Origin of the sequence: Blastococcus saxobsidens DD2 (genome assembly GCF_000284015.1) — a bacterium.
Lineage (GTDB): Bacteria > Actinomycetota > Actinomycetes > Mycobacteriales > Geodermatophilaceae > Blastococcus > Blastococcus saxobsidens_A.
On the sequence record NC_016943.1, the window covers coordinates 4,597,344 to 4,620,820 of the forward strand.

23 protein-coding genes are annotated in these 23,477 nt (G+C 75.2%); 12 read left to right on the forward strand and 11 right to left on the reverse strand.

Annotated features, from left to right (window positions below):
- The first annotated feature begins 12 nt into the window (after positions 1-12).
- A complete protein-coding gene (locus tag BLASA_RS21795) occupies positions 13-816 on the forward strand; it encodes an MBL fold metallo-hydrolase (protein ID WP_014378435.1) in 804 nt (267 codons plus the stop codon).
- A gap of 61 nt (positions 817-877) precedes the next feature.
- On the forward strand, positions 878-2,317 hold the full coding sequence (locus tag BLASA_RS21800; protein WP_014378436.1) for a dihydrolipoyl dehydrogenase family protein: 1,440 nt from the start codon (positions 878-880) through the stop codon (positions 2,315-2,317).
- On the opposite strand, the gene BLASA_RS21805 is transcribed toward BLASA_RS21800, so the two are convergent.
- Positions 2,299-2,925 (reverse strand): CDP-alcohol phosphatidyltransferase family protein, encoded by a 627-nt coding sequence (locus tag BLASA_RS21805; protein ID WP_014378437.1) that lies wholly within the window; start codon positions 2,923-2,925, stop codon positions 2,299-2,301. The two genes, BLASA_RS21800 and BLASA_RS21805, sit on opposite strands and share 19 nt — an antisense overlap.
- A 126-nt stretch (positions 2,926-3,051) precedes the next feature.
- On the opposite strand from BLASA_RS21805, the gene BLASA_RS21810 reads away from it, so the two are divergent.
- From BLASA_RS21810 to BLASA_RS21840, 7 genes are all read left to right on the forward strand, one after another.
- Positions 3,052-4,302 (forward strand): ABC transporter substrate-binding protein, encoded by a 1,251-nt coding sequence (locus BLASA_RS21810; protein WP_014378438.1) that lies wholly within the window; start codon positions 3,052-3,054, stop codon positions 4,300-4,302.
- A 52-nt stretch (positions 4,303-4,354) separates the two neighbouring features.
- On the forward strand, positions 4,355-5,173 hold the full coding sequence (locus BLASA_RS21815) for an ABC transporter permease (protein ID WP_014378439.1): 819 nt from the start codon (positions 4,355-4,357) through the stop codon (positions 5,171-5,173).
- Positions 5,170-5,958, forward strand: coding sequence for an ABC transporter permease (locus BLASA_RS24680; protein ID WP_197536244.1), 789 nt, complete (start codon positions 5,170-5,172; stop codon positions 5,956-5,958). The genes BLASA_RS21815 and BLASA_RS24680 overlap by 4 nt, the downstream gene beginning before the upstream one ends.
- Positions 5,955-7,055 (forward strand): ABC transporter ATP-binding protein, encoded by a 1,101-nt coding sequence (locus BLASA_RS21825; RefSeq protein ID WP_014378441.1) that lies wholly within the window; start codon positions 5,955-5,957, stop codon positions 7,053-7,055. Before BLASA_RS24680 ends, BLASA_RS21825 begins: the two co-directional genes overlap by 4 nt.
- A 55-nt stretch (positions 7,056-7,110) precedes the next feature.
- The gene (locus BLASA_RS21830; RefSeq protein WP_014378442.1) at positions 7,111-7,398 is read left to right on the forward strand and encodes a type II toxin-antitoxin system Phd/YefM family antitoxin; all 288 of its coding nucleotides are present in this window, start codon (positions 7,111-7,113) and stop codon (positions 7,396-7,398) included.
- A complete protein-coding gene (locus BLASA_RS21835) occupies positions 7,395-7,646 on the forward strand; it encodes a type II toxin-antitoxin system RelE family toxin (protein WP_014378443.1) in 252 nt (83 codons plus the stop codon). The genes BLASA_RS21830 and BLASA_RS21835 overlap by 4 nt, the downstream gene beginning before the upstream one ends.
- A 315-nt stretch (positions 7,647-7,961) precedes the next feature.
- Positions 7,962-8,318 carry a cupin domain-containing protein gene (locus BLASA_RS21840; RefSeq protein WP_014378444.1) on the forward strand — a complete coding sequence of 119 codons (357 nt, stop codon included), beginning with the start codon at positions 7,962-7,964 and terminating at the stop codon, positions 8,316-8,318.
- Here the strand turns inward: BLASA_RS21840 and BLASA_RS21845 are convergent.
- The 3 genes from BLASA_RS21845 to BLASA_RS21855 all read right to left on the reverse strand — a co-directional run bounded on the left by BLASA_RS21845 (position 8,315) and on the right by BLASA_RS21855 (position 12,644).
- Positions 8,315-9,724 carry a hypothetical protein gene (locus BLASA_RS21845; RefSeq protein WP_041776856.1) on the reverse strand — a complete coding sequence of 470 codons (1,410 nt, stop codon included), beginning with the start codon at positions 9,722-9,724 and terminating at the stop codon, positions 8,315-8,317. The two genes, BLASA_RS21840 and BLASA_RS21845, sit on opposite strands and share 4 nt — an antisense overlap.
- Positions 9,725-9,810: 86 nt before the next feature.
- A complete protein-coding gene (locus BLASA_RS21850) occupies positions 9,811-11,349 on the reverse strand; it encodes a phytoene desaturase family protein (protein WP_014378446.1) in 1,539 nt (512 codons plus the stop codon).
- On the reverse strand, positions 11,346-12,644 hold the full coding sequence (locus BLASA_RS21855) for an amidohydrolase family protein (protein ID WP_014378447.1): 1,299 nt from the start codon (positions 12,642-12,644) through the stop codon (positions 11,346-11,348). The genes BLASA_RS21850 and BLASA_RS21855 overlap by 4 nt, the downstream gene beginning before the upstream one ends.
- A gap of 71 nt (positions 12,645-12,715) precedes the next feature.
- On the opposite strand from BLASA_RS21855, the gene BLASA_RS21860 reads away from it, so the two are divergent.
- From BLASA_RS21860 to BLASA_RS26105, 3 genes are all read left to right on the forward strand, one after another.
- Positions 12,716-13,435: a DedA family protein gene (locus tag BLASA_RS21860; protein ID WP_014378448.1), complete on the forward strand. Its 720-nt coding sequence runs from the start codon at positions 12,716-12,718 to the stop codon at positions 13,433-13,435.
- A 5-nt stretch (positions 13,436-13,440) separates the two neighbouring features.
- A complete protein-coding gene (locus BLASA_RS21865) occupies positions 13,441-14,112 on the forward strand; it encodes an HAD-IA family hydrolase (RefSeq protein WP_041775905.1) in 672 nt (223 codons plus the stop codon).
- A 315-nt stretch (positions 14,113-14,427) separates the two neighbouring features.
- The gene (locus BLASA_RS26105) at positions 14,428-14,724 is read left to right on the forward strand and encodes an alpha/beta family hydrolase (RefSeq protein WP_014378450.1); all 297 of its coding nucleotides are present in this window, start codon (positions 14,428-14,430) and stop codon (positions 14,722-14,724) included.
- A 71-nt stretch (positions 14,725-14,795) separates the two neighbouring features.
- Here BLASA_RS26105 and BLASA_RS21875 read toward each other — a convergent pair whose 3' ends face one another.
- The 7 genes from BLASA_RS21875 to BLASA_RS21905 form a co-directional block, all read right to left on the reverse strand.
- Complete coding sequence (locus tag BLASA_RS21875) at positions 14,796-15,332, reverse strand: vitamin K epoxide reductase family protein (protein ID WP_014378451.1); 537 nt, start codon at positions 15,330-15,332, stop codon at positions 14,796-14,798.
- Between the two features lie 112 nt (positions 15,333-15,444).
- On the reverse strand, positions 15,445-16,677 hold the full coding sequence (locus BLASA_RS21880; RefSeq protein ID WP_014378452.1) for an SRPBCC family protein: 1,233 nt from the start codon (positions 16,675-16,677) through the stop codon (positions 15,445-15,447).
- 72 nt (positions 16,678-16,749) lie between these two features.
- A complete protein-coding gene (locus tag BLASA_RS21885; RefSeq protein WP_014378453.1) occupies positions 16,750-17,607 on the reverse strand; it encodes an FAD binding domain-containing protein in 858 nt (285 codons plus the stop codon).
- On the reverse strand, positions 17,604-20,078 hold the full coding sequence (locus tag BLASA_RS21890) for a xanthine dehydrogenase family protein molybdopterin-binding subunit (protein ID WP_014378454.1): 2,475 nt from the start codon (positions 20,076-20,078) through the stop codon (positions 17,604-17,606). Before BLASA_RS21890 ends, BLASA_RS21885 begins: the two co-directional genes overlap by 4 nt.
- Positions 20,075-20,626 carry a (2Fe-2S)-binding protein gene (locus tag BLASA_RS21895; RefSeq protein ID WP_014378455.1) on the reverse strand — a complete coding sequence of 184 codons (552 nt, stop codon included), beginning with the start codon at positions 20,624-20,626 and terminating at the stop codon, positions 20,075-20,077. The genes BLASA_RS21890 and BLASA_RS21895 overlap by 4 nt, the downstream gene beginning before the upstream one ends.
- A gap of 206 nt (positions 20,627-20,832) precedes the next feature.
- Positions 20,833-22,080, reverse strand: coding sequence for an MFS transporter (locus BLASA_RS21900; protein WP_014378456.1), 1,248 nt, complete (start codon positions 22,078-22,080; stop codon positions 20,833-20,835).
- Positions 22,081-22,142: 62 nt separating this feature from the next.
- The gene (locus BLASA_RS21905; protein WP_014378457.1) at positions 22,143-23,456 is read right to left on the reverse strand and encodes a GAF domain-containing protein; all 1,314 of its coding nucleotides are present in this window, start codon (positions 23,454-23,456) and stop codon (positions 22,143-22,145) included.
- Positions 23,457-23,477: the final 21 nt, after the last annotated feature.

Below are 23,477 nucleotides of genomic sequence, written 5' to 3' on the forward strand. Positions count from 1 at the left end.
TAAGCGCCTGCCATGGCCGAGCGCGCGGACGACGTGACCATGACCTTCGGCGGCAACGCCACGATGCTGCTGCGCATCGGCGGGTTCACGCTCCTGACCGATCCCAATTTCCTGCACCGCGGCCAGCGGGCGCGCCTGGGCTACGGCCTGCGCAGCAAGCGGCTGACCGAGCCCGCGCTGCTGCCGGCCCAGCTGCCGGCGCTCGACGGGATCCTGCTGTCGCACATGCACGGGGACCACTGGGACCGCGTCGCGACGAAGTCGCTGCCGAAGGAGACGCCGGTCGTCACCACCCCGGAGGCGGCGACGTGCCTCTCCGACCGCGGGTTCACCGGCACCGCCGACCTGCAGGCCTGGCAGACCCACGTCTTCTCCCGCGACCGCGAGGCGCTGCGGGTGACCTCGGTGCCCGGGGTGCACGGGCCCGGCCCGCTCGCGCGGATCCTCCCCCAGGTGATGGGGAGCGTGCTGGAGCTCGTGCGCGACGACGAGGTGACGTGGCGGGGATACATCAGCGGCGACACCCTGTACCGGCCGTTCCTCGGCGAGGTGCTGGAGCGGTGCGGCCCGCTCGACGTCGTCATCCCGCACCTGGGCGGCACCAAGGCACTGGGGCTGACGGTCACCATGGACGGCCGCCAGGGTGCGGACCTGGTGGAGCTGCTGAAGCCGCCGGTGACCGTGCCGGTGCACTACGACGACTACAGCTTGTTCAAGAGCCCACTCGGGGAGTTCGTCGCCGAGGTCGCCCGCCGGGAGCTGCCGGGCACGGTGCGCCCCGCCTACCGCGGCGAGACGATCAGCCTGCGCGCCTGATCCACACCCACCTGGGCGGGGGCATCCCCCGTCGCCGCCGCAGACCCGCAGGAGCCGCCCCGTGCCGAAGCCCCCGACGAGCGAGACCGTCGACCTGCTGGTCGTCGGCGGTGGCACCGCCGGGCTCGTCGGGGCGCACACCGCCGCCACCCTCGGGGCCCGCACGATGCTGGTCGAGCAGGACCGCACCGGCGGCGACTGCCTGTGGACCGGCTGCGTGCCCTCCAAGGCCGTCCTCGCCGCCGCGACCGCCGCCGCCGACGCCCGCGCGGCCGGTCGCCTGGGCGTCGACACCGGGAAGGTCACCGTCGACTTCGCCCGGGTGCGCGCCCACGTCGCCGAGGCCATCGCCACCATCCAGCCGCAGGACTCCCCCGAGGCGCTCACCGCGGCCGGGGTGCGCGTCGTCCTCGGCAGGGCGGCGCTCACCGGGCCCGACACCGCGCTCGTCGACGGGCGGCCGGTCCGCTTCCGCGCCGCGCTGCTGGCCACCGGTGCCGCCCCGCTGGTGCCACCGATCGAGGGCATCGACACCGTCGATGCGCTCACCAGCGAGACGCTGTGGGATCTCGAGGAGCTCCCTCGCCGGCTGGTCGTCCTCGGCGGCGGCCCGATCGGCTGCGAGCTGGGTCAGGCCTTCGCCCGCCTGGGGTCGGAGGTCACGGTCGTCGACGGCCTCGACCGGGTGCTCGGGCCCGAGGACGCCGACGCCGCCGCCCTGGTCGCGGCGGCGCTGCGCCGCGACGGCGTGCAGCTGCGGCTCGGCGCGGAGGGGACCCGGGTGGAGCCCGGCCTGCTGCACCTGGACGGCGGCAGCTCGGTGCCCTTCGACCGGCTGCTGGTCGCGGTCGGTCGCCGGCCGCGGACGAGCGACCTCGGCCTGGCGGCCGCCGGGGTGGAGCTGGACGAGCACGGCGCCGTCGCGGTCGACGGCTCGCTGCGCACCAGCAACCCGCGGGTGTGGGCCGCCGGTGACGTCACCGGCACGCCCTTCTTCACCCACCTGTCCGGGATGCACGGCAGCATCGCGGCGGGCAACGCCGTCCTCGGGCTGCGCCGCACCGTCGATCCGGTGGTCCCCCGCGTCACCTACACCTCCCCCGAGGTGGCCTCGGTGGGCGTGAGCCCGGCCGAGGCCCGGGAGCGGGGGCTCACCGTCCGCCGCGTCGAGCACGCCACGGTCGACCGCGCCGTCGCGGAGGGTGGAACGGACGGGTTCACCTCCCTGGTCGTCGACGGTCGCCGGCTCGTCGGCGGCGTCGTCGTCGGCCCGCGCGCGGGCGAGACGCTCGGGGAGCTGACCCTGGCGATCCGCAAGGGGCTCACCACCTCCGACCTCGCCGGGACCACCCACGCCTATCCGACCTACAACGACGCGCTGGTCGACGCCGCAGTCGAGGACCTCCGCGCCCGGCTGGCCGACCCCCTGATCAGCGGCGCGCTGAGAGCCGCGGTGTGGGTGCGCGGGCGTCTGCGGGGCACTCAGCGCAGCGAGCGGTAGCCGATCCACATCCGGTGCGCGGCGCTGATCGCCACCACGACCGCCCAGACCCATGCCACCTGCCAGGCGATCGCGGGCAGCAGCAGCCACAGCGCGTGGACGGCGATCGTCTCGGTGCCCTCGGCCAGCCCACCGAGGAACGACAGCGACCGGCCGTCGTCGAGCTGCCGGCCGGCGCGCTCGGCGATGGAGGAGAACGCCAGGAAGGCCGTGCCGTTCACGTAGTAGGCCAGCAGGACGACGGCGAAGGGCTCCCACGGGGCGTCGAAGCCGCGGGTCGCGCCGATGGCCACGCCGAGCACCGTGCTGCCGTAGACGCAGAAGTCGGCGGTGATGTCGAAGAACCCGCCGCTGCCGGCGCCCCCCGGCGCACCAGCCGCATGCCGCCGCCGGGCGAGCGGCCCGTCCAGCCCGTCGGCCAGCCGGGAGACCAGCCACAGCACCAGCGCCGCCGTCCACGCCTGGAGGCCGGCGGCCAGCGCGCTGCCCAGGCCCAGGACGAGCCCCGCGGCGGTGAGCCGGTCGGGGCTCAGCCACGGCCGGTCGAGCGCGCCCGCGGCGCGCGCCAGGGGCGCGTCGAGCACGCGCCGCGCCGCAGGATCGAGCACGCCACCGTCCCCGGGGTCCGGGCGCCCGCCTGGCGGACGCGATCTAGGTCGGGCACGATCCTGTCGTAGCGAACCCGTCGCGGCCACATCCGAAGGCGCCGCTCCGGAGGAGGAGGTCCCCGATTCATGGCCCGACGACGCCCCGCGAACGGACGCGCCCGCTGGGCGGCAGCGGCGACCTGCGCGCTCGCCCTGGCGCTGACCGCGTGCTCGGCACCGGCGAGCGAGCCGGCGACCGCCGCGGACCGCGACTGGGACGACGTCCTCGCCGACGCGGAGGGCCAGACGGTGCGGCTGTGGATGTACGGCGGCGACGACAAGGGCAACGCCTACGTCGACGACGTCCTCGCCCCCGCGGCCGCCGAGCTCGGCGTGACCCTGGAACGGGTGCCGATCGCCGACACCGCCGACGCGGTCAACCGGGTGCTCTCCGAGCGGCAGGCCGACGTCACCGACGGCGAGGTGGACCTGGTCTGGATCAACGGGGAGAACTTCGCGACCGGCCAGCAGGCCGGCGCCTGGCTGTGCGGCTGGACGTCGATGCTGCCGAACATGGCCTACGTCGACCCCGACGACCCGCTGGTCAGCACCGACTTCGGGCGCGACGTGGAGGGCTGCGAGGCACCGTGGCACAAGGCCCAGTTCGCGCTGGTCTACGACGCGGCACGGGTCGAGGACCCGCCGGGCAGCGTCGCGGAGCTGCTGACCTGGATCGAGGCGAACCCGGGCCGCTTCACCTACCCCGCTCCGCCGGACTTCACCGGCTCGGTCTTCGTGCGCCAGGTGCTGTACGAGGTGTCCGGCGGGGTCGACGAGGTGCCGCTGGAGTTCTCGCAGGAGGCGTACGAGGAGCTCACCCCGGAGCTGTTCGAGACCCTGCAGGAGATCGAGCCCGAGCTCTGGCGCGGCGGTGAGACCTACCCGCAGGACCTCGGCGCGCTCGACCAGCTGTACGCCGACGGCCAGATCGACTTCACCATGACCTACGGCCCGGCGACACTGCCCGACCTGGTGGCCGACGGCACCTTCCCGGAGACCACCCGGGTGCTGCTGGTCGAGGACGGCACGATCGGCAACGTGTCCTTCCTGGCCATCCCGGCGACGTCCGGCAGCCGGGCCGGCGCCATGGCGGTGGCGAACCTGGCGCTCTCCCCCGAGCAGCAGTTCCAGAAGGCCCGGCCGGAGGTGTGGGGGCAGTACACCGTCCTGGACCCGGACCTGCTCCCCGAGGAGTTCGGGGCCCGCTTCGCCGAGCTGCCGCAGTCGGAGGTCCTGCCGCCGTACGCCGAGCTGAGCGACGGCGCCGACCCCGAGGTGGAGGCGGAGTGGGTGACCGCCCTGGACGAGGGCTGGCGCCGGCAGATCGCCGCCGGCTGAGCGGCCCCCCGTGACGTCGACCGAGCGCCCGACCGGCCCGCGGAGGGGCGCGGTGCTCCTGGTGCTCCCGGCGCTGGTCCCCGTCGTCGCCGTCGTCGGTGCTGCGCTCGTCTCCGCCGCGCTGCTCAGCCTGGGGCTCGCGCCCCTGGTGGGCGAACCGCGGCTCTCCCTCGACGCCTACCGGGACGCCGCCGGCGACCTCGGCACCGGCATCGGCCTCTCGCTGGGCATCGCGGCCACCGCCACCCTCGTCGCCACCGTGGTCGGGCTGTGCCTGGCCCTGGCCGCGACCGCCGCCGTCCGCCGCAGCCGGCTGCTCGGCGCGCTGGCCGCGCTCACCATCCCCATCCCGCACCTGGTCGGGGCGGCCGCGATGGGCCTGCTGCTCGCCGACGCCGGCTTCCTGTCCCGGCTGCTCGGCGTCGACCCGTCGTCGTGGCCGCCGCTGGTGGGCGGCCCGCTGTGGCTGGCGGTCGTCGCCGAGTACGCCTGGAAGGAGTCGGCGTTCGTCGCCCTCGTCGTCGCGGGGGTGCTCTCCTCCCGGGCGGCGTCCTACGGGGAGACGGCGGCGCTGCTCGGCGCCGGCCGCTGGGCCAGGCTGCGGCACGTCACCCTGCCGCTGGCTGCCCCTGCGCTGGGCGGCACGGCCGCGGTCAGCTTCGTGTACACGCTGGGCTCCTACGAGGTGGCCGCGCTGCTCGGCCGCGCCCATCCGGAGCCGTTGCCGGTGCTGGCCTACCGGCTGTTCACCTCCATCGACCTGGCCGCGCGACCGCAGGCCGCCGCGGTGGCGCTCACCACGGCGGGGCTGGCCCTGGTCGTCGTCCTCCTCTCGCTGCGCGCGCTGCGGCGGCTGGCGGCCGAGCAGTGACGGCTCCACCGGCGGTGCTGGCCGCCTCCCGGGCCGGGCGCGCGCTGCTGGCGCTGTGGCTGGTGCTGCCGCTGCTCCCGCTGCTGCTGTGGGCCTTCGCCGACCGGTGGACCTTCCCCGCCGTCCTGCCGCAGGAGTGGGGTACCCGGGGGGCCGAGGAGGCGCTGGCCGCGGGTGCCGGTGGGGCGTTCCTGACCTCGACGCTGCTCGGCGCCGTCGTCGCGCTGCTGGCCACGCCGCTGGGCGCCATGGCCGGGCGGGCGCTGGCCGCACGGCAGGTGCCCGGCGGCACCGCCGTCCTCGCCGTGCTGCTCTCGCCGCTGGCGCTCCCCCCGTTCGCCGTGGCGCTCGGCCTGGACGTGCTGCTGCTGCGGCTGGGCATCCCGGCGGCGGCGGGCGTCGTCGTCCTGCTGGTCGTCGCCGCGCTGCCGTACACGACCCTGACCATGCGGGCGGCCTACGCCGCCCACGACCGGGGCTTCGAGGACGAGGCGCGCGTCCTCGGCGCCACCCGATGGCAGACCGTGCGCTCGGTGCAGCTGCCGCTGGTCGCCCCGGCGCTGGCGGGGGCTGCCTTCCTCGCGTTCCTGGTCGGCTGGAGCGACTACATCGTCACCGTGCTGGTCGGCGGTGGGCGGCTGACCACGCTGCCGCTGCTGGTGGCGTCCGCTGCGTCGGCGACCGGGAGCGACGCCCAGGTGGCGACCCTGTCGCTGACCTCGGTCCTGCCGCCGGTCGCGCTGCTGCTGATCGTCGGCGCACTGGGACGGAGGGGGCGCCGGTGAGCGGCGGCGCGCTGCGGCTGACCGGGCTGACCCGGGTGCACGGCAAGGGCTCGGTGCCCGCGCTGGCCGACGTCGACCTGGAGGTGCCCGCGGGCTCCTGCGTGGCCGTCCTCGGCCCCTCGGGGTCGGGCAAGAGCACGGTGCTGCGGCTCACCGCCGGTCTGGACGAGCCGACCGCGGGCAGCGTCCACCTCGACGGCGTGGACCTGGCCGGCGTCCTGCCCGAGCGCCGGGGGATGGCGATGGTCTTCCAGCGGCCGCTGCTGTTCCCGCACCTGTCCGTGCGGGACAACGTGGCCTTCGCCGACCGGGTACGCGGGGCGCCGCGGCGGGCGGCGCGGCGGCGGGCGGAGGAGTTCCTCGAGCTGGTGCAGCTGGGCGGCTACGGCGGCCGGCCGGCGCGGGCGCTGTCGGGCGGGCAGGAGCAGCGGGTGGCCCTGGCCCGGGCGCTGGCCGCCGAACCTCGGGTCCTGCTGCTCGACGAGCCGTTCAGCGCGCTCGACGCCCGGCTGCGCGAGGAGATGCACGAGCTGCTGGCCGGCCTGCGCATGCGCCTGGACCCGACGATCCTGCTGGTCACCCACGACCACGCGGAGGCCGCCGCGCTGGCCGACCGCGTCGCGGTGCTCGACGGTGGGCGGTTGCTGCAGGCCGGGCCGATGCGCGAGCTCTACGCCCGCCCGGCCTCGCTGGCGGTCAGCCGGCTGCTGGGCGGGCGCACGGAGGTCGCGGGCGTGGTGCGCGACGGGCGGCACGAGTCACCGCTGGGGGCGCTGGACCTCGCTGCGCCGGTGCCGGACGGCCCCGCCGTGCTCGTCGTCCGGCACGAGGCGGTGCGAGTGACCACCGCCGCCGATCCCGCCGCCGACGCCGTCGGGACCGCGGTCCGGGTGCGCCCGCGCGGGCTGCGCGCCCTGGTCACCGTCGAGGTGACCGGCGACGGCCGGACGGCCACGGTGGACGCCGAGCTCGGCCCGGGCGAGGACGTGGCCACGGGCCGCACGGTGGGGTTGCGGCTGCCGGTGGCCGACCGCTGGGTCGTGCCAGTGGACCACGACGCGCCGGCGCAGCCGGTGCCATCGCCCAGCGACGCCTGACTCCGGGAGCACCTGCGGCGCGCGGCCGGCCAGTCGTCGACTAATATTCTGGTCTATGACTACCCTGCCGCTGTCCGAGGTGAAGGCGCGCCTGTCGGAGATCGCCGAAGGCGTAGCGACGACGCATGAGCGTGTCCAGATCACCAAGAACGGGCGCGACTACGTGGTGCTCCTTGCCGCCGAGGACCTCGAGTCCATCGAGGCCACCCTCGAGTTGCTCAGCGACCACGATGCTCGGTCGCGCGTGGCCCGCGCCGAGGAGGACATCGAGCGGGGGAACGTGCTGGACGAGGCCCAGGTGCGCGCGCTGCTCACCGCGCGGCGGTCCGGATCGACTGGGTGACCTTTTACATCGTGGTGACCCGGACGGCCGGACGGCAGCTCGCCGAACGCCTATCGGAGTCAGCTGCCACAGCATGCGTCGAGTTCTTGTTCGGCCCGTTGGCAGACGAGCCGCATCGCGTCGGTGCGCCGCTGCGTGCCCCGTTCACCGGTCAATGGCGCGCGCGCCGAGGCGAGTACCGCGTCCGCTATCGCATCGATGATGCGAACGGCATCGTCTACGTGCTCGACATCGATCACCGAAGGTGACGTCTACCACAGCTGAGCCGCACGGGATGGCTGGGTGACAGCTCGCGTTGAGCTCGTTGCCGCGTTGAGGTGTCGCCCCACGTGCCGACTCAGCGCCTCCGCACCGGCCATGCGTCCGCGCTCACGTAGATCGACCAGATCCTGCTCGATCGCCGCGACGAGAGGCTCGAACACCCCGGCAGCGTAACGCCCGATCTCTGGAGGCTGCCGTGAGCGAGTGCGCGCCCGCCGGCTCGCCGCCGTCCGCGGACCGACCGCGGCACCCGCAGAACATCCCGGGCATGGACGGCAACGGGCACGGGTAGCGCGCTCACCGTGAGCGAGCAGACGGACGACGGCGTCGACAAGATCACGGTGACCGCGGCGAGCACCGGCGAGATGGGCCAGCGGTACCTGGCCTCCGGCTCCCGGGTGGCCATGCGGCTGTGGGACGAGCAGCCCACCAGCGAGGGCAAGCCCCAGGCGGCGCGCGACTACGAGACGGTCGGGTACGTCGTCTCCGGGCGGGCCCGGCTGCGCACCGGCGACGACACGCTCGACCTCGGACCGGGCGACTCGTGGGTCGTGCCGGCCGGCGTCGAGCACACCTACGAGATCGTCGAGGCGCTCACCGCGGTGGAGGCCACCTCCCCGCCCGCGCGGGAGGCCGGCCGGGACGCCCCACCCGCCTAGACAGGGGTGAGCGGCAGCAGCTTCCGCAGCCCGGCGTTCTCGACCGGGTCCAGCACCGAGTGCTGGGCGCAGGCGGGCACCAGCTGCCCGGTCTCCGGGTGGGCCATCGAGTAGGTGCAGGCGGCCAGCCGCTCCTGGGTCGCCCGGATCCGGGGGTCGCCGGCCTCGACGCCCTGCTGCATCAGCTCCCAGGCCGGCCCGACGTCGGCGGCGTCCATGAAGCTGTGCACCTCGAACGTCATCAGTCCGAGCCGCCCCGCACGGGCGCCCCGGGCCAGCCGCCGCACCCCGCCGGCCCGGCGCAGCAGGCTGCGCGCCCAGCGGAGCGCGATCCGCAGGTCGCCGGGGTGGTGGCGCGCGGCGCGCAGCACCTTGACCAGGAGCAGGGCCGGCGGGGTGTTGCTGAAGGCGATGCCGCCGTAGTGGGCGAAGAAGGCGTCGCGGGCAGCGGTCTCGGCCGGCACCTCCGGGTCGACGAACGGGTGCCAGCGGCGCTCGAGCAGGAAGCCGAAGGCGAGCCGGTTGCAGCGCGGATCGCCGAAATCGACGCCCTGGTGGGCGATCGGCTGTCCCATGCCCTTCTCCAGCTCGGTCCAGACCGCATCGGCGTCGACCGCCGTGTAGGACTCCTTCCACCGCCGCTCGTCGCCGACGTGCGCGGCCGGCTGGAAGCTCATCATCGAGTAGCCCATGCCGATCACCTCGCGCACGGTCTCGGCGACCTGCCCGACGTTGGCCGGCGTGACGGTCATGTTGTGGGCCAGGTAGTAGCGCAGGCCGGTCTCGGCCCGCAGGTCGCGGAACATCTGCACGAACCGCTCGCGGAACGGGTTCAGCTCGGCCTCGCTGCGCGGGCGGACGGCGCCGCGGCGGCCGCGCATCAACGAGTCGACGTGCGCGGCGAAGCTGACCCGGTCGAACCGCAGCGCGCCGTCCGGTCCGGTGACCAGCGCCCGCAGGTACTCGGGGTCGAAGTCACCGTGCGTCATCGACATCGGCGACCGGCCGGCGTCCCGCATGGCCTGCAGCGCGGCGGCGTGGTCGTCGGGGGTCAGCAGGCTGACCTCGCCGCCGATCAGCTGGGCGTGGGCGTAGGGGCCGCGGCGCTCGCGCAGGTAGGCCATCTGCCGGGTGACCTCACCGAGGGTGTGCCCGCCGTCGATCCGCACCTTGTTCGCGTCGGCCGAGTGGTAGCAGGGCGTGCAGGTCAGGTTGCACTTCGGGAAGACGCCGTGGGTGCCCTCGCAGCCGACGGCGTGCCGGCCCAGGCTCTGCGCCGGCGTGCGCACATGGTCCGGCAGCGCGGCCCACCGCTCGGCGAGCGCTCGCTCGGTCTCCGGGTGGACCGGGCGGGTGCGCTCCCGCAGCTCCTGCCACCGTGCGCGCAGTTCGCGGCGCCGTCCCATGCCGTCCTCCTCGGTGTGCGTCGCGGCACCCCGGGGCGCCATCCCCCGACGCTCCCATCCCGATCGGTCGCCCGCCACCGATCGCCTCAGCCCAGGTCGCGCAGCAGCACCCGGGCGGCCGAGCGGCCGCTCGCCCCGGCGATGCCGCCCACCGGCGCGGTCCCGGCCCCGGCGACGACCAGGCCGCGCACCGGCGTCCGGTGCCGGGCCAGCGCACGGGTCGGCCGGAACCGGCCGAGCTGGTCGAGGTTGAGATCGCCGTACATGGGGTGGGCCCCCGGCCAGCGCAGGTCGGCCGCCATCTGCTCCGGGGTGTACACCGCGCGCCCGGTGATCGAGGCGGTGAACCCGGGCGCCCGGGCCTCCACGGTCGCGACCATGCGGTCGGCGAACTCCTCGGCGACGGCGGCCCACCCGCCACGCACCCGGTACGGCGCGCACGGGCAGGCGAGGTAGACGGTGTGCCGGCCGGGCGGGGCCAGCGTGTCGTCGATCGCGCTCGGGGTGAACGCGTAGGTGGGCACCGGGTCGTCGGGCAGGTATCGGGCCCCGGCCGCGGCGAACCCGTCGGAGAGCGACTCCAGGCCGTCCACGAACGACTGCAGTCCGGACCAGTCCCCCGGGCGGGCTCCCGGGTAGGCCGGGAGCCCGGTGGTCGCGACGTGCACGAGCATCTGGACGGCGTTGCTCCGCGTGGTGCTGCCCAGCCGGTCGGCCTCCGGCCCGTCCAACGGGGGGTCGAGCAGGTCGAGCAGCGCCGTCCCGGGATCGAGGGCGGTGAGGACGGCGTCGGCCGGCAGTCGCTCGCCCGACTCGAGCTCCACCCCCGTCGCGCGGTCACCCCGCCGGGTGATCCGCGCGACCGCCGCGCCGGTGCGCCAGGACCCGCCCAGGGCGGCGAGGCGAGCGGCGAGCGCGTCGATCAGTCCCTGCGACCCGCCCACGGCGTGCCACTGGCCGACCTGGTGGTAGAAGGCCTGCCACATCGCGAAGGTGGCGCTGCCGGGGGCGTCCGGCGCCGCGGACGCGTGCGCGGCGAAGGCCGAGACGGGGGCGCGCACCAGGTCCGAGGCGAACCGCTGCTCCAGGAGCTTCCCGTACGGGGAGAGCAGCACCTGGGCCAGACCGAGCGGACCCCCGTTGCGCGCCACGGCCCGCAGGCCGGCGAACGCCCGGGCGGGCAGCCGGGACGGCCGGCCGTCGAGCGCGCCCCGCATGGCGGTGACCACCGGCATGGCCTCGCGCATCCAGGCCGCGTACCGGCGGGCCTCGTCGCGGTCGGCCTCGGCGATGGAGTCGACGGTCGCCTCGACGTCCCGGAAGAACCGGACGATCCGCCCGTCCCGGAAGACCGCCACCGAGAACGGGTCCATCTCCCGGTACTCCAGCCCGGCTGCGGGCAGCTCCAGGTCCTCGACGATCCCGGTGGCCTGGATGATGTTGTGCGCCGCGGAATGGGTGTCGAACCGGTGTCCCGGGAGGACCTCCTCCGTCCGCGCACCGCCGCCGAGCCGGCCGGACTGCTCCAGCACCAGGACGTCCGCACCGCCCCGCGCGAGGTAGCAGGCCGCGACCAGCCCGTTGTGCCCACCGCCGACGACGAGGACGCGCCGGGCGGGGGTCACGGCTGTGCCAGCCGCGCGGCCCGGGCGGCGACGTCCGTGCGCAGGGCGTCGACGTCGACCGTGGTGGAGGCGCTGTCGCGCACCACCGGCCGGCCGCCCACCCACACGTCCCGCACGTGCCGTCCCGCACCGGACCACACCAGGTGGGCCAGCACGTCGGCCGGGTCGCCGACCGGCTCGAAGACCAGGTCGCGGGTGTCGACGTGCACCAGGTCGGCCCGCCGGCCGACGGCGAGCTGTCCCAGGTCGGGGCGGCCGATCGCGTCCGCGGCCCCGCCGGTGGCCAGCCAGAACGCCTCGGCGGCGGTGAGCGCGGTGGCCGACCGTTCGCGCAGCCGGGCCATCCCGGCGGCCAGCCGCAGGTCGGCGAACAGGTCGAGCGAGTCGTTGGACGCCGGCCCGTCGGTGCCCAGGCCCACCCGGATGCCGCAGTCCAGCATGGGACGAACCGGCGCGACGCCGCTGGCCAGCTTGGCGTTGCTGGCCGGGCAATGGGCGACGGCGACGTCGTACTCCTGCCAGAGCTCGAGGTCGCCGTCGTCCAGGTGCACGCAGTGCGCGGCGAGGACCCGCCCACCCAGCACGTCGTAGGAGGCCAGCAGCGCCGGCACCGAGAGCCCGTGCGCGGCGAGCAGGTCGGCGCCCTCCGTGGCGGTCTCGGCGACGTGCAGGTGCAGCAGCAGGCCGTGCTCACGGGCGGCCCGCGCCGCGTCGGCGAGCACGGGGAGCGGAACGGTGTAGGCGGCGTGCGGTCCGATGCCGTACTCGACGGTGCCGTCGCCGGGCGCGCCGGCGGCCAGGGTGACGGCGGCGTCGAGCTGCTCGGACACCGGCGGCATGCCCGGCAGGGGCAGCAGCGGGGTGGCGATCACCGCGCGGGCGCCCGTGGCGGTGACGGCGGCGGCGATCCGCTCGGGGTGGAAGTACATCTCGACGCTGGTGGTGATGCCGCCGGCGAGCATCTCGGCGGACGCCGCGATCATCGCCACCTCGACGTCCTCCGGGGTGAGCCGGGCCTCCCGCGGCCACATGACCTCGCGCAGCCAGCGGTCCAGCGGCAGCCCCTCGCCCTGCCCGCGGAACAGCACCATCGCGGCGTGCGAGTGCGCGTTGACCAGGCCGGGCGTGAGGACACCGGGCAGCGCCACCACGTCGGCGTCGCCGGCGGGCGGGGCCTCCGCGGCCGGACCGACCCAGTCGACGACGCCGTCGGCGACGTCCACCACCGCATCGGGGACGACGGTGCCCGCGCGGTCGCCGACGACGACGGCCCGGGCGGTGAAGCGCTGCCGCATGGGTCCGAACCTAGCCGCGCCGCCGCCCGGGGGCCCGGCGGCGGGCCGGGAGCGCCGATACCGTGGAGCCCATGTCGTTCCTCGCCGCTGCAGCCTCCGACGAGGGTGGCATCACCGGATTCCTGCTCGACCTGATCGACACCCTGGGGGCGGTCGGCGTGGGTCTGGCCATCCTGCTGGAGACGGTCGTCCCCCCGATCCCCAGCGAGGTCGTCCTCGGTGCAGCGGGGGTGCTGATCAACGACGGCCGGATGTCGCTCCTCCCGGTGATCCTTTTCGCCACCCTGGGCTCGATCATCGGCGCCGTCTTCTTCTACTACGTGGGCCGGGCCCTGGGTCCGCGGCGGGCGCACGCGTTCCTCGACCGGCTGCCGCTGGTGGAGACCGCGGACGTCGACCGCACCTTCGCCTGGTTCGAGCGGCACGGCCGGGGGGCGGTCTTCTTCGGCCGGATGGTGCCGATCGTGCGCAGCTTCATCTCCGTGCCCGCGGGCGTGGTCCGGATGCCGTTCCTGCAGTTCATCGTCTACACCGCCGCGGGCAGCCTCATCTGGAACGGCGTGCTCATCGGCCTGGGCGTAGCCCTCGGCGACGTGGTCAACGAGTACCTGGAGTACGTCGACTACCTGATCTACGCAGCGGCCGCGCTCGGTATCGGCTGGCTGGTCTGGAAGCGGGCCAAGGACGTCCGCCGGCACCGCCGAGCACGGGCGACCGCGGACCGTGAGGGGACGGCGACCGCGGACCGTCGGGGAACGGCGAGCGGGGACACCGGCCGCCCGGCAGCATGACGCCCATGACCCGCGCCCGGCCCGAGGTGGTCGCCTTCGACGTGAACGAGACCCTGCTGGACCTGGCGCCGGTGCGGGCGGCGCTCGTGGAGGCCGGGGAGCCCGAGTCGCTGCTGAGCACGGTGTTCGCGCGCACGCTGCTGACCGGCTTCGCCGCGGCCGCCGTCGGCTCGTGGTGCCGCTTCCGGGATGCCTTCGACGACGCGCTGGCCCAGGAGGCCGACCTGTCCGCGGACCGGCGTGCAGCGGTGGCGGACTCCTTCGGGGAACTGGCGCCGCACCCCGACGTCGAGCCGGCACTGCGCCGCCTGACCGAGGCCGGCGTCCGGGTGATCACGCTGACGCACGGCTCGCCCGGGGTGGCCGAGGCCGGCCTGGAGCGCGGTGGGGTGACCCCGCTGGTCGAGCGGAGCCTGTCCAGCGAGGTGATCCGCGTCTGGAAGCCGTCTCGCGAGGTCTACGTGTGGGCGGCCGGCAGCTGCGACGTCGCGCCGGAGCGGATGGCCCTGGTCGCTGCGCACGGCTGGGACGTGCAGGGGGCGCAGCGGGCGGGCCTCACCGGTGCCTGGTTCCCGCGCAGCGAGCGGATCTTCCCCACCGTGTACGGCCAGGCGGACGTCGTGGCCGCCGACCTCGCCGGGGCGGTGGACGCGCTGCTGGCGCTGCCGCCGCGGTGAGCGCCCTCGGCATCGGCACCCCGCACGGCCCCGCCCGCGCCCACCTGACCGACGGCGGGCGGCGCGGGACGCTGCTGCTCGGGCACGGCGCCGGGGGTGGCGTGGAGTCGGCCGACCTGGTGGCGGTGACCCGGGACGCCGCCGAGGCCGGCTGGCGGGTGCTGCTGGTGGAGCAGCCGTGGCGGGTGGCCGGGAAGAGGATCGCGCCGGCGCCCGCGCGGCTGGACGAGGGCTGGCGGGCGGTGCTCGCGCACCTGTCCGGGACCGGGCACCTGACGGGGCCGCTGGTCGTCGGCGGCCGCCGCCGGCGCGCGGGTGGCCTGCCGCACCGCGGCGCAGGTCGGCGCCGACGGCGTGCTTGCGCTGGCCTTCCCGCTGCACCCGCCGGGCCGGCCGGAGAAGAGCCGTGCCGGCGAGCTGACCGCCGTCGCGCTGCCCCTGGTGGTGATCCAGGGCGAGCGGGACGCGCTCGGCGCGCCGGCCGACGTGGCGGCCGTGCTCACCGGCCGCGCCAGTGCATCGGTGTACGCGGTGCCCGGCGACCACTCGCTCGAGCGGAACCCCGATGTCGTCGGCGCGGCCGCCGCATCCTGGCTGTCCGAGGTCGTCTGAGCAGCTCGACGGTGAGCGCCGATGCGCAGTCTTAGCGAACAGAACTGCGCATCCGCGCACCCTGTCAAGGGCTACCTCTTCCGCAGCTGCCGCCAGGCCCTCCGTGCCTCGGGCAGCGCGAGGGCGAGCGAGACGCCCGACAGCGCGGTGGCGGTCTGGCACCAGGCGCAGAACGCCTTGTTCTCCTGCCACTCCTCCCGGGCGAGCTTCACGTCGATGGCGACGTCGGAGGCGACCTTCGCGGCCATCAGCAGCGGCAGGATCGGCCGGTGCTGCGCCCGGTTCGCGCCGCCCGCGCCGGCCAGCCAGGCCGTGAACGCGTAGGTCACGATCATGATCAGCCCGTCAGGCGTCGAGGCCCGCTCGTACGCGTACTCCGAGGCGTCGACCCGGTCGGAGTCGAACGGGCCGACCGGCGGATCGGGCAGGTGCCGGAGGAGGCCCACCTGGTAGGCGCCGACGACCTGACCGATGGTCACCCCGGCCAGCGACAGCCCGACCAGCCAGCGGCGCCGGCCCAGGTCGGGGTCGGATCCGGTGCGCAGGTACCGCGACAGCTGAGCCGGGCTGGGGTTCTTGCCGCCGTACCGGGGGTCCGGGGTGTTCATGGCTGCGTGTGTCCCATCCGAGGTCTCCTTGCGTCGACGGAGCGGCGGCTGCTGGCCTACCCGCTCGCTGTGCCGCGACACTCCGATGCACGCCCGCCCGCGCGGACCCCGCTCAGCCGCGCCGGCGACTCCGCCGGCGACGGACCAGCAGCGTGACGACCAGGGCGACCATCGCCGCTCCGGCCGCCGGCCCCGCGTAGCGGGACAGCGCGGCGCCGCCGGCGACCTCGAGCAGGTCGATCGGCTCCGGCTCGGCCGGCTTCGGCTTCGGGCGGTCCGCCGACGGCCCGGTACCCGGCACGCTGCGCAGCGGGGCACCCGTCGCGGGCCGGGTCGGCGGGGCGGTGGTGCCCTTCGGTGGCGTGCTGGGCGCCTTCCCGGCGGGCGCGGTGTCCCGGGCAGCAGCGGGCGCGGTGCCGGCCGCCGCCGCGTCGGCTCCGGGGATGTCGGCGTGCTCCGCCTTGGCCGCGGTCACCTTCGCCGCGGTCTCCTTGGCCGGCGTCTCCGTGGTCGCCGACTCCTTCCCCGCGGCGCCCTTGCCGGCAGCAGCCTTCTTGGCCGGCGTGGCCTTGGCCGGCGTGGCCTTGGCCGCGGTCGCCTTCGCCGCGGTCTCCTTGGCCGGCGTCTCCGTGGTCGCAGACTCCTGCTCGGGGGCCTCGCCCGGAGCGGCCCCCTGCCCGGACACCTTGTCGGTCGCCGACGCGGCCGCCTTCTTCGTGGCCGCCGCAGCCTTCTTGACGGTCGTGCCGGTGGTGCTGTCGCCCGCGGCCTGCTCGGCCGACGCGGCGATCTCCTCGACCGCGCCCGTGGCCGTCGCCGCCGCCTTCGCCGCCGTGCCCGCATCCGCCGCGGCGCCGGCTCCGGCCGCGGCGCTGGCCCGGTCGGCGTCGCCCTGCGCGTCGCCCTCGCCGAGCTGGGCGGCGAGCTTGTCGGCGAACTGGCCGAGCAGCTTGTTGCCGACGTCGGTCATCACGCCCCGGCCGAACTGCGCCGGCCGGCCGGTGATGTTCAGGTCGGTCAGCACGTCGACCCGCGTGATCGACCCCTCGGCGGCCAGCTTCGCGGTGACCACGGCGGCCGCCGTCCCGTTGCCCCGCTGGTCCTTGCCCCGAGCGTCGATGACCGCCCGGTGCGCCGCCTCGTCCTTCTCGATGAAGGAGGCCTTGCCCTGGTAGGTCAGGTTGATCGGGCCGAGCTTGACCTTCACCCGGCCGGTGAAGTCGTCACCCTCCACGGAGTCCAGCGCGGCACCGGGCATGCACGGCGCGATCCGCTCGATGTCGAGCAGCACCCGCCAGGCCTCGTCGATGGGCACCGGGACGGTGAACGAGTTCTCCAGCTGCACTGCAGGACCTCCAGGAGGAGCGACCGACGGGACGCCGGGACGGACGGGTTCTGACCGGGCGGGAACCCGACGCTACAGCCCGGCGGCGGTGCTCACCGCGCGGCGCGTCAGGACCGTCGCCAGGTGCTGGCGGTAGTCGGCCTGCGCGTTGAGGTCGCTGCTCGGCTCGGTGCCCTCGGCGGCGTGCGCGGCGGCGGCCGCCACGGCCTCGGAAGTTGCCTCCGCGCCGGCCAGCGCCTCCTCGACCTGCCGGGCGCGCAGCGGTGTCGGGCCCATGTTGGTCAGCCCGATCCGCGCCTCGGCGATCCGCCCGTTCTCGCGGCGGACCGCGGCGGCGACGGCCACGATCGACCACGCCTGGGCCACCCGGTTGAACTTCTCGTAGTGCATGCCCCAGGACCCGGCGAGCTTGGGCAGCCGGACCTCGACGAGCAGCTCCCCCTCCTCGACCGCCGTCGTCAGGTAGTCGACGAAGAAGTCCGAGGCCCCGACGGTCCGCCGCCCACCCGGGGCCACGATCACGAACTCGGCGTCCAGTGCCAGCGCCACCGCGGGCAGGTCACCGGCGGGGTCGGCGTGCACCAGGGCGCCGCCGAACGTGCCGCGGTGGCGCACCTGCCGGTCGGCCACCGTGGCGGTCGCCTCCGCGACCAGGGGGGCGTACTGCCGGATCAGCGGGTCGGCGAGGACGTCGGAGTGCGTGGTCATCGCGCCGACGACGATCGCGTCGTCCTCCTCCCGCACGCCGCGGAGCTCGGCGACCCGGCCGAGGTCGACCACGGTCTCCGGCGCGGCCAGCCGCAGCCGCATCACCGGGATCAGCGACTGCCCGCCGGCCAGGATCTTCACGTCCTCGCCGCCCTCGGCGATGGCCTGCAGCGCCTCGTCGACGGTGGTCGGGCGGGCGTACTCGAACGGCGCGGGGATCACAGCGCACCTCCGGTGGTGGACGGGGCGTCGGAGGAGTCGACGGCCTGGGCGTTGGTGCGGGCGGTCGCCCGGTCGCCGCCGTCGCCGCCGTCGTGGATGGCCCGCCAGACGCGTTCGGGTGTCAACGGCATGCGGATGTCGGTGACGCCCAGGTGCCGGACGGCGTCCAGGGCGGCGTTCACCACCGCCGGGGTCGAGGCGATGCAGCCGGCCTCGCCCACGCCCTTGGCGCCGATCGGGTTGCCCGGCGCGGTGTGCACGGTGTTGCCGGTGTCGAAGTGCGGCAGGTCCGAGGCCGCCGGCACCAGGTAGTCGACGAAGGTGCCGGTGGTGAGGTTGCCGTCGGCGTCGTAGACGGCCTCCTCGTACAGCGCCTGCGCGATGCCCTGCGCCAGGCCGCCGTGCACCTGGCCCTCGACGATCAGCGGGTTGACGATCGTGCCGACGTCGTCGACGCAGGCGTACTTGCGGATCTTCACGAACCCGGTGTCGGTGTCGACCTCCATCGCGCACAGGTGGGTGCCGTGCGGGAAGGAGAAGTTCTCCGGGTCGAACGTCGCATCGGCGTCGATCGAGGGCTCGATGCCCTCCGGATAGTTGTGCGCGGCGAAGATCGCCAGCGCGATCTCCTGGATGCCCAGGGAGGCGCCCGGCGTCCCCCGCACGGAGAACTTCCCGCCGGCGAACTCGAGGTCGTCCTCGCTGGCCTCCAGCAGGTGGGCGGCGATCTTCCGGGCCTTGGCGATGACCTTGTCCGCCGCCTTCACCACCGCCGAGCCGCCGACCACCAGCGACCGGGAGCCGTAGGTGTCCAGCCCCCGCGAGGAGATGGCGGTGTCGCCGTGCAGCACCTCGACGTCCTCGAACGGGACGCCGAGGGAGTCGGCGACCAGCTGGCTCCACGCCGTCTCGTGGCCCTGGCCGTGCGGGGTCGAGCCCGTCACGACCTCCACCTTGCCGGTGGGCAGCATCCGGATGGAGGCGTGCTCCCACCCACCGGCACCGAAGGAGAGCGAGCCGAGCACCCGCGAGGGGGCCAGGCCGCACATCTCGGTGAACGTGGAGATGCCGATGCCCAGCTGGACGGGGTCGTTCGATTCCCGGCGGCACTGCTGCTCCGCGCGCAGCTCGTCGTAGCCGAGCAGCTCCAGCGCCTGCTGCGTCGCCGTCTCGTAGTCGCCGCTGTCGTAGGCCAGCCCCGCCACGGTGGTGAAGGGGAACTCGTCGGCGTTGATCCAGTTCTTCCGCCGCAGCTCCAGCGGGTCCATGCCCAGCTCGGCGGCGAGCTCGTCCATGATCCGCTCGATGGCGAAGGTGGCCTCCGGGCGTCCGGCGCCGCGGTAGGCGTCGGTGGGCACCTTGTTGGTGAACACGCCGTCGCACTCGAACCGGTAGGCCGGGAACTTGTAGATGCCCGGGTACATGAAGGCGCCCAGCGCCGGTACACCCGGCGTGATCAGCCGCAGGTAGGCGCCCATGTCGGCCAGCAGCCGGACGCGCAGGCCCTTCACGTGGCCGGCGCGATCACTTGCGATGTCCACGTACTGGATCTGGTCACGGCCGTGGTGCGCGGTCATCAGCGACTCGCTGCGGGTCTCGGTCCACTTGACCGGCTTGCCGAGCCGCCGGGCGATCAGGAGGCAGAGGATCTCCTCCGGGTTCACCTGCAGCTTGCCGCCGAAGCCGCCACCGACGTCGGGGGCGATGACGCGCAGCTTGTGCTCGGGGATGCCGGTGACCATCGCGGCCATGACCCGCAGGATGTGCGGGATCTGGGTCGCCGACCACATCGTGTAGTTGTCGCCCTGCGGCTGGACGACGACCGAGCGCGGCTCCATGAAGGCGGGGATCAGCCGCTGCTGGACCAACCGCCGGCTGACGACGACGTCCGCGTCGGCGAACGCCTGCTCGGTGTCGCCGCCGGTGCCCATCTCGCCGGCGTCGAAGACGAAGTGGTAGCTGGTGTTGGATTCCAGGTGGTCGTGGACCAGGTCGGCGCCGGCGGCGACCGCCTGCTCCATGTCCAGCACCACCGGCAGCGGCTCGTAGTCGATGTCGGCGAGCTCCACGGCGTCCTGGGCGGCGACCTTGCTGCGCGCGACGATCACCGCGACCGCCTCGCCGACGTGGTTCACCTGGTCGACGGCGATCGACGGGTGGCCGGGGTTGACCATCTCCGGGGTGACCGGCCAGGCGCACGGCAGCGAGCCCTGCTCCTCGGCCAGGTCCTGGCCGGTGTAGACGGCGACGACGCCGGGGGCCTCCCGCACTGCGCTGACGTCCACGTGCGTGATCCGGGCGTGGGCGACCGGGCTGCGGACGACGGCCAGGTGCAGCATGCCGGGCAGGACCATGTTGTCGGTCCAGGTCGTCCGGCCGGTGATCAGCCGGGCGTCCTCCTTGCGGCGGCGGGCCTTGCCGATCTCCTTCTCCGGCCCCTCGGTGCCGGTGCGCTCCTCGACGGCGGTCATCGTGCCTCCACCACGTGCGGAGCCGCGGCGGTGTCGACCTCGGCGGGCGCGACGGAGCCGTTGGTGGGTGGGCCGGAGCCATTGCCGCGCATCTCGGCGGCGGCGTGCCGCACGGCGCGCACGATGTTCTGGTAGCCGGTGCAGCGGCAGAGGTTGCCCTCGATGCCCTCGCGCACCTCGTCGTCGCTGGGGTCGGGGTTCTCACCCAGCAGGTCGATCGACGCCATGATCATGCCGGGGGTGCAGTAGCCGCACTGGAGCCCGTGCATCTCGTGGAAGGCCTTCTGCACCGGGTGCAGCTCCCCGCCCTGGCCGACCCCCTCGATGGTGGTCACCTCGGCGCCGTCGGCCTGGACGGCGAACACGGTGCAGCTCTTCACGGCCTCGCCGTCGAGGTGCACGGTGCAGGCGCCGCAGTTGCTGGTGTCGCAGCCGACGACCGTGCCGACCTTGCCGAGCTGCTCGCGCAGGTAGTGCACCAGCAGGGTCCGGGGCTCGACGTCGTCGTCGTACGACGCCCCGTCCACCCGCACGCTGATCCGCGTCATCAGTCCTCCGCTTCGTTGCAGGGGTCCCTCGTTGCAGGGGGAACTGCGCCCACGGCCGACCGTGGACCCGGAGCGGAGTCTCACCCGAAAGCAGTGACTTAGGCCACGCTAAATTTCGATGAACCGGCTGTTCGGGCCCCGATCGCGCCCTGTTCGAGCGGATCCGGGACGTTGCACGGCGGTTGCAACCTGGGGAGCCGACGTCCTCAGACGGCCGCGGAGACCCGCTCGGCCGGCACCTCGGCCACCGGGGCGCGCAGCTCGCGGCGCCGCAGGACGGCGGAGACCGCCAGCGGGATCAGCCCGGCCGCGGCCAGCCCGGCGCCGACGGCGCTGGGCGCCCGGTAGCCGAGGCCCGCGGCGATGACGAGCCCGCCGACCCACGCGCCGAGGGCGTTGGCGAGGTTGAGCGCCGCGTGGTTGAGCGCGGCCCCGAGCATCTGGGCCTCCCCGGCGGTCTCCATCAACCGCAGCTGCAGCAGGATCGCCAGGGTGGAACCGCTGACCGAGACGAGGAAGACCCCGACCACGAGGCCGGGCGCCCACGGCGCCACCAGCGCGGTCGCGGCGAGCACGGCCATCAGCACGACCAGGGAGCCGCCCAGCGAGCGGAACAGCGCCCAGTCGCCCAGCCGCCCGGCCAGCGCCGTCCCGATGACCCCGCCGACCCCGTAGACCAGCAGCACCACGGGGAGGGTGCCGCGGGAGAGTTCCGCGACGTCGGTGACGACGGGGGCGATGTAGCTGTAGAGCGCGAACATGCCGCCGAAGCCGACGACGCCGACCGCCAGGGTGAGCAGCACCTGCGGCCGGCGCAGCGCACCCAGCTCGCCGCGGACCGTGGCGTCGGGCCGCCCCGGCGACGACGGGACGACGACCAGCACGGCCACCACGGTGGCCGCGGCCAGGACGACCACCAGCCAGTACGCCGAGCGCCAGCCGGCCGCCTGGCCCAGCCAGGTCGCGGCCGGGACGCCGGCGACGAGTGCGACGGCGAGCCCGAGCATGACCGAGCTGACCGCGCGACCGCGCAGGTGCGGGGCGACCAGCGACGCGGCCACCAGCGAGGCCACGCCGAAGTACGCGCCGTGCGGCAGGCCGGCGAGGAACCGGGCGCCCAGCAGCGTTCCGTAGCCGGGCGCCAGGGCGGTGAGCACGTTCCCGGCCAGGAAGGCGGCCATCAGGCCGACCAGCAGCGCGCGCCGGGGCAGGCGGGCGCTCATCGCCGCGATCACCGGAGCGCCGACCACGACCCCGAGGGCGTAGGCGGAGATGACGTGGCCGGCCGAGGGGATGTCGACCCCCACGCCCTCGGCGATGTCGGGCAGCACCCCCATGGTCACGAACTCGGTGGTGCCGATCGCGAACCCGCCGAGCGCCAGCGCCACGATGGCCACCACGACCCGGACCGGGCTGAGGGACGGGGCATCGACGGCGGGGGGAGCGGCACTCACTCGGACTGCCAAGTGCCGGCTCGGGGTCGGCATTCCCGCCGTCGGCGCGCCGGTGGGGCAGGTCACCGCAGGCGGCCGGCACCCCCGCGCAGCCGCTGCAGGTGCGCGACGGCCGCCGCCCGGCGCGGCGAGCCCACCGGCAGGGTCTCCTGCAGCGCATGCCACACCGCGGCGTCCCCCTGCCCGTCGGGGAGCTGCACGTAGCGCAGCAGGTGCTCGGGACGGCGGCCGGAGAGCACGGCCCGGCGCAGCTGGGCGGCCAGCCGGTCGCGCGCCAGGACCACGCCGGGGGCGAGCGACCCGGGCAGCACCGGCCCGCGGTAGCGCTCCAGCGCCGGGCCGACCTCACCGCGCGCGACCAGCCGGCGCACCTGCTGGGCGTCGGTGGCCAGCCGGCCGACCAGCCGGTACGGGCGGGAACCGAGCAGGTCCGCCCCGACCAGCCGGCGCAGCCGGGAGAGCTCCGCGCGCACCGTGACCGTCGCGGCCGCCCCGGCGTGGCACTCCACGGCCAGCTCCGCCGCGGTCCGGCCGCGCCCGGTGGCGGCCGCCTCGGCGAGCAGGAACAGCAGCTCCGAGTGGCGCACCGAGAGCTCCAGGTGTCCACCGGGCAGCGAGAGCCGGGCCCGGTCGTGCCCCAGCACCTCCAGCCGCGCGGGGCCCGCGGCCGCGGCCGCCGCTGCGCCGGGCGGCCGCTCCCGGTGCAGCCAGCGCAGCTCGGCCTCGACGGCGGCGACGGTGGCCCGCACCAGCGTGAGGACGTGCGGACTGGCCACGTGGTCGCCCCCGGTGACGTCGATCGCACCGAGCAGCGCGCCGGTGACCGGGTCGTGCACCGGCGCGGCCGAGCAGCTCCACGGCTGCACCGTGCGGCGGAAGTGCTCGCTGCCGTAGATCTGCACCGGGGAGTCGACGGCCAGGGCGGTGCCGGGTGCGTTGGTGCCCGCCACGTCCTCCGACCACCGGGCGCCCTCGACGAAGTTCATGCCCTCGGCGCGAGCGCGCAGCTGCCGGTCGCCCTCCACCCACAGCATCCGGCCCGAGGCGTCGGTGACGGCGACGATCATCCGGTCCGCCTCGGCGTCCTGGACCAGCAGCCGGCGGATCACCGGCAGCACCGGGGCCAGCGGGTGCGCGGCACGGTAGGCGAGCAGGTCGGCGTCGAGCAGCTCCACCGGCGGCAGGCCGCCGTCGGGGTCCACCCCGCTGCCGAGGGAGCGGCGCCAGGACTCCACGACCACGCCGCGGACGGCGCCGTCGGCGGGCAGGTCGCTGGTGGTGACCAGGCGCTCGTGCGCCGCACGCAGCCGGCGGGTGCGCGCGGCGGTGGGCGCGCCGTCCGGCAGCGCCAGCCAGGGGTTGACGGCGGTCGTCACCGGCCGGTCCGCGGAAGGGGG

What these genes read in the sequence shown, in the direction of transcription:
- BLASA_RS21795 (WP_014378435.1), top strand. Translation starts at nt 13, where the DNA reads ATGGCCGAGCGCGCGGACGACGTGACCATGACCTTCGGCGGCAACGCC.
- BLASA_RS21810 (WP_014378438.1), top strand. Translation starts at nt 3,052, where the DNA reads ATGGCCCGACGACGCCCCGCGAACGGACGCGCCCGCTGGGCGGCAGCG.
- BLASA_RS21830 (WP_014378442.1), top strand. Translation starts at nt 7,111, where the DNA reads ATGACTACCCTGCCGCTGTCCGAGGTGAAGGCGCGCCTGTCGGAGATC.
- BLASA_RS21845 (WP_041776856.1), bottom strand. Translation starts at nt 9,724, where the DNA reads ATGGGACGGCGCCGCGAACTGCGCGCACGGTGGCAGGAGCTGCGGGAG.
- BLASA_RS21855 (WP_014378447.1), bottom strand. Translation starts at nt 12,644, where the DNA reads ATGCGGCAGCGCTTCACCGCCCGGGCCGTCGTCGTCGGCGACCGCGCG.
- BLASA_RS21860 (WP_014378448.1), top strand. Translation starts at nt 12,716, where the DNA reads ATGTCGTTCCTCGCCGCTGCAGCCTCCGACGAGGGTGGCATCACCGGA.
- BLASA_RS21865 (WP_041775905.1), top strand. Translation starts at nt 13,441, where the DNA reads ATGACCCGCGCCCGGCCCGAGGTGGTCGCCTTCGACGTGAACGAGACC.
- BLASA_RS21875 (WP_014378451.1), bottom strand. Translation starts at nt 15,332, where the DNA reads ATGAACACCCCGGACCCCCGGTACGGCGGCAAGAACCCCAGCCCGGCT.
- BLASA_RS21890 (WP_014378454.1), bottom strand. Translation starts at nt 20,078, where the DNA reads ATGACCGCCGTCGAGGAGCGCACCGGCACCGAGGGGCCGGAGAAGGAG.
- BLASA_RS21895 (WP_014378455.1), bottom strand. Translation starts at nt 20,626, where the DNA reads ATGACGCGGATCAGCGTGCGGGTGGACGGGGCGTCGTACGACGACGAC.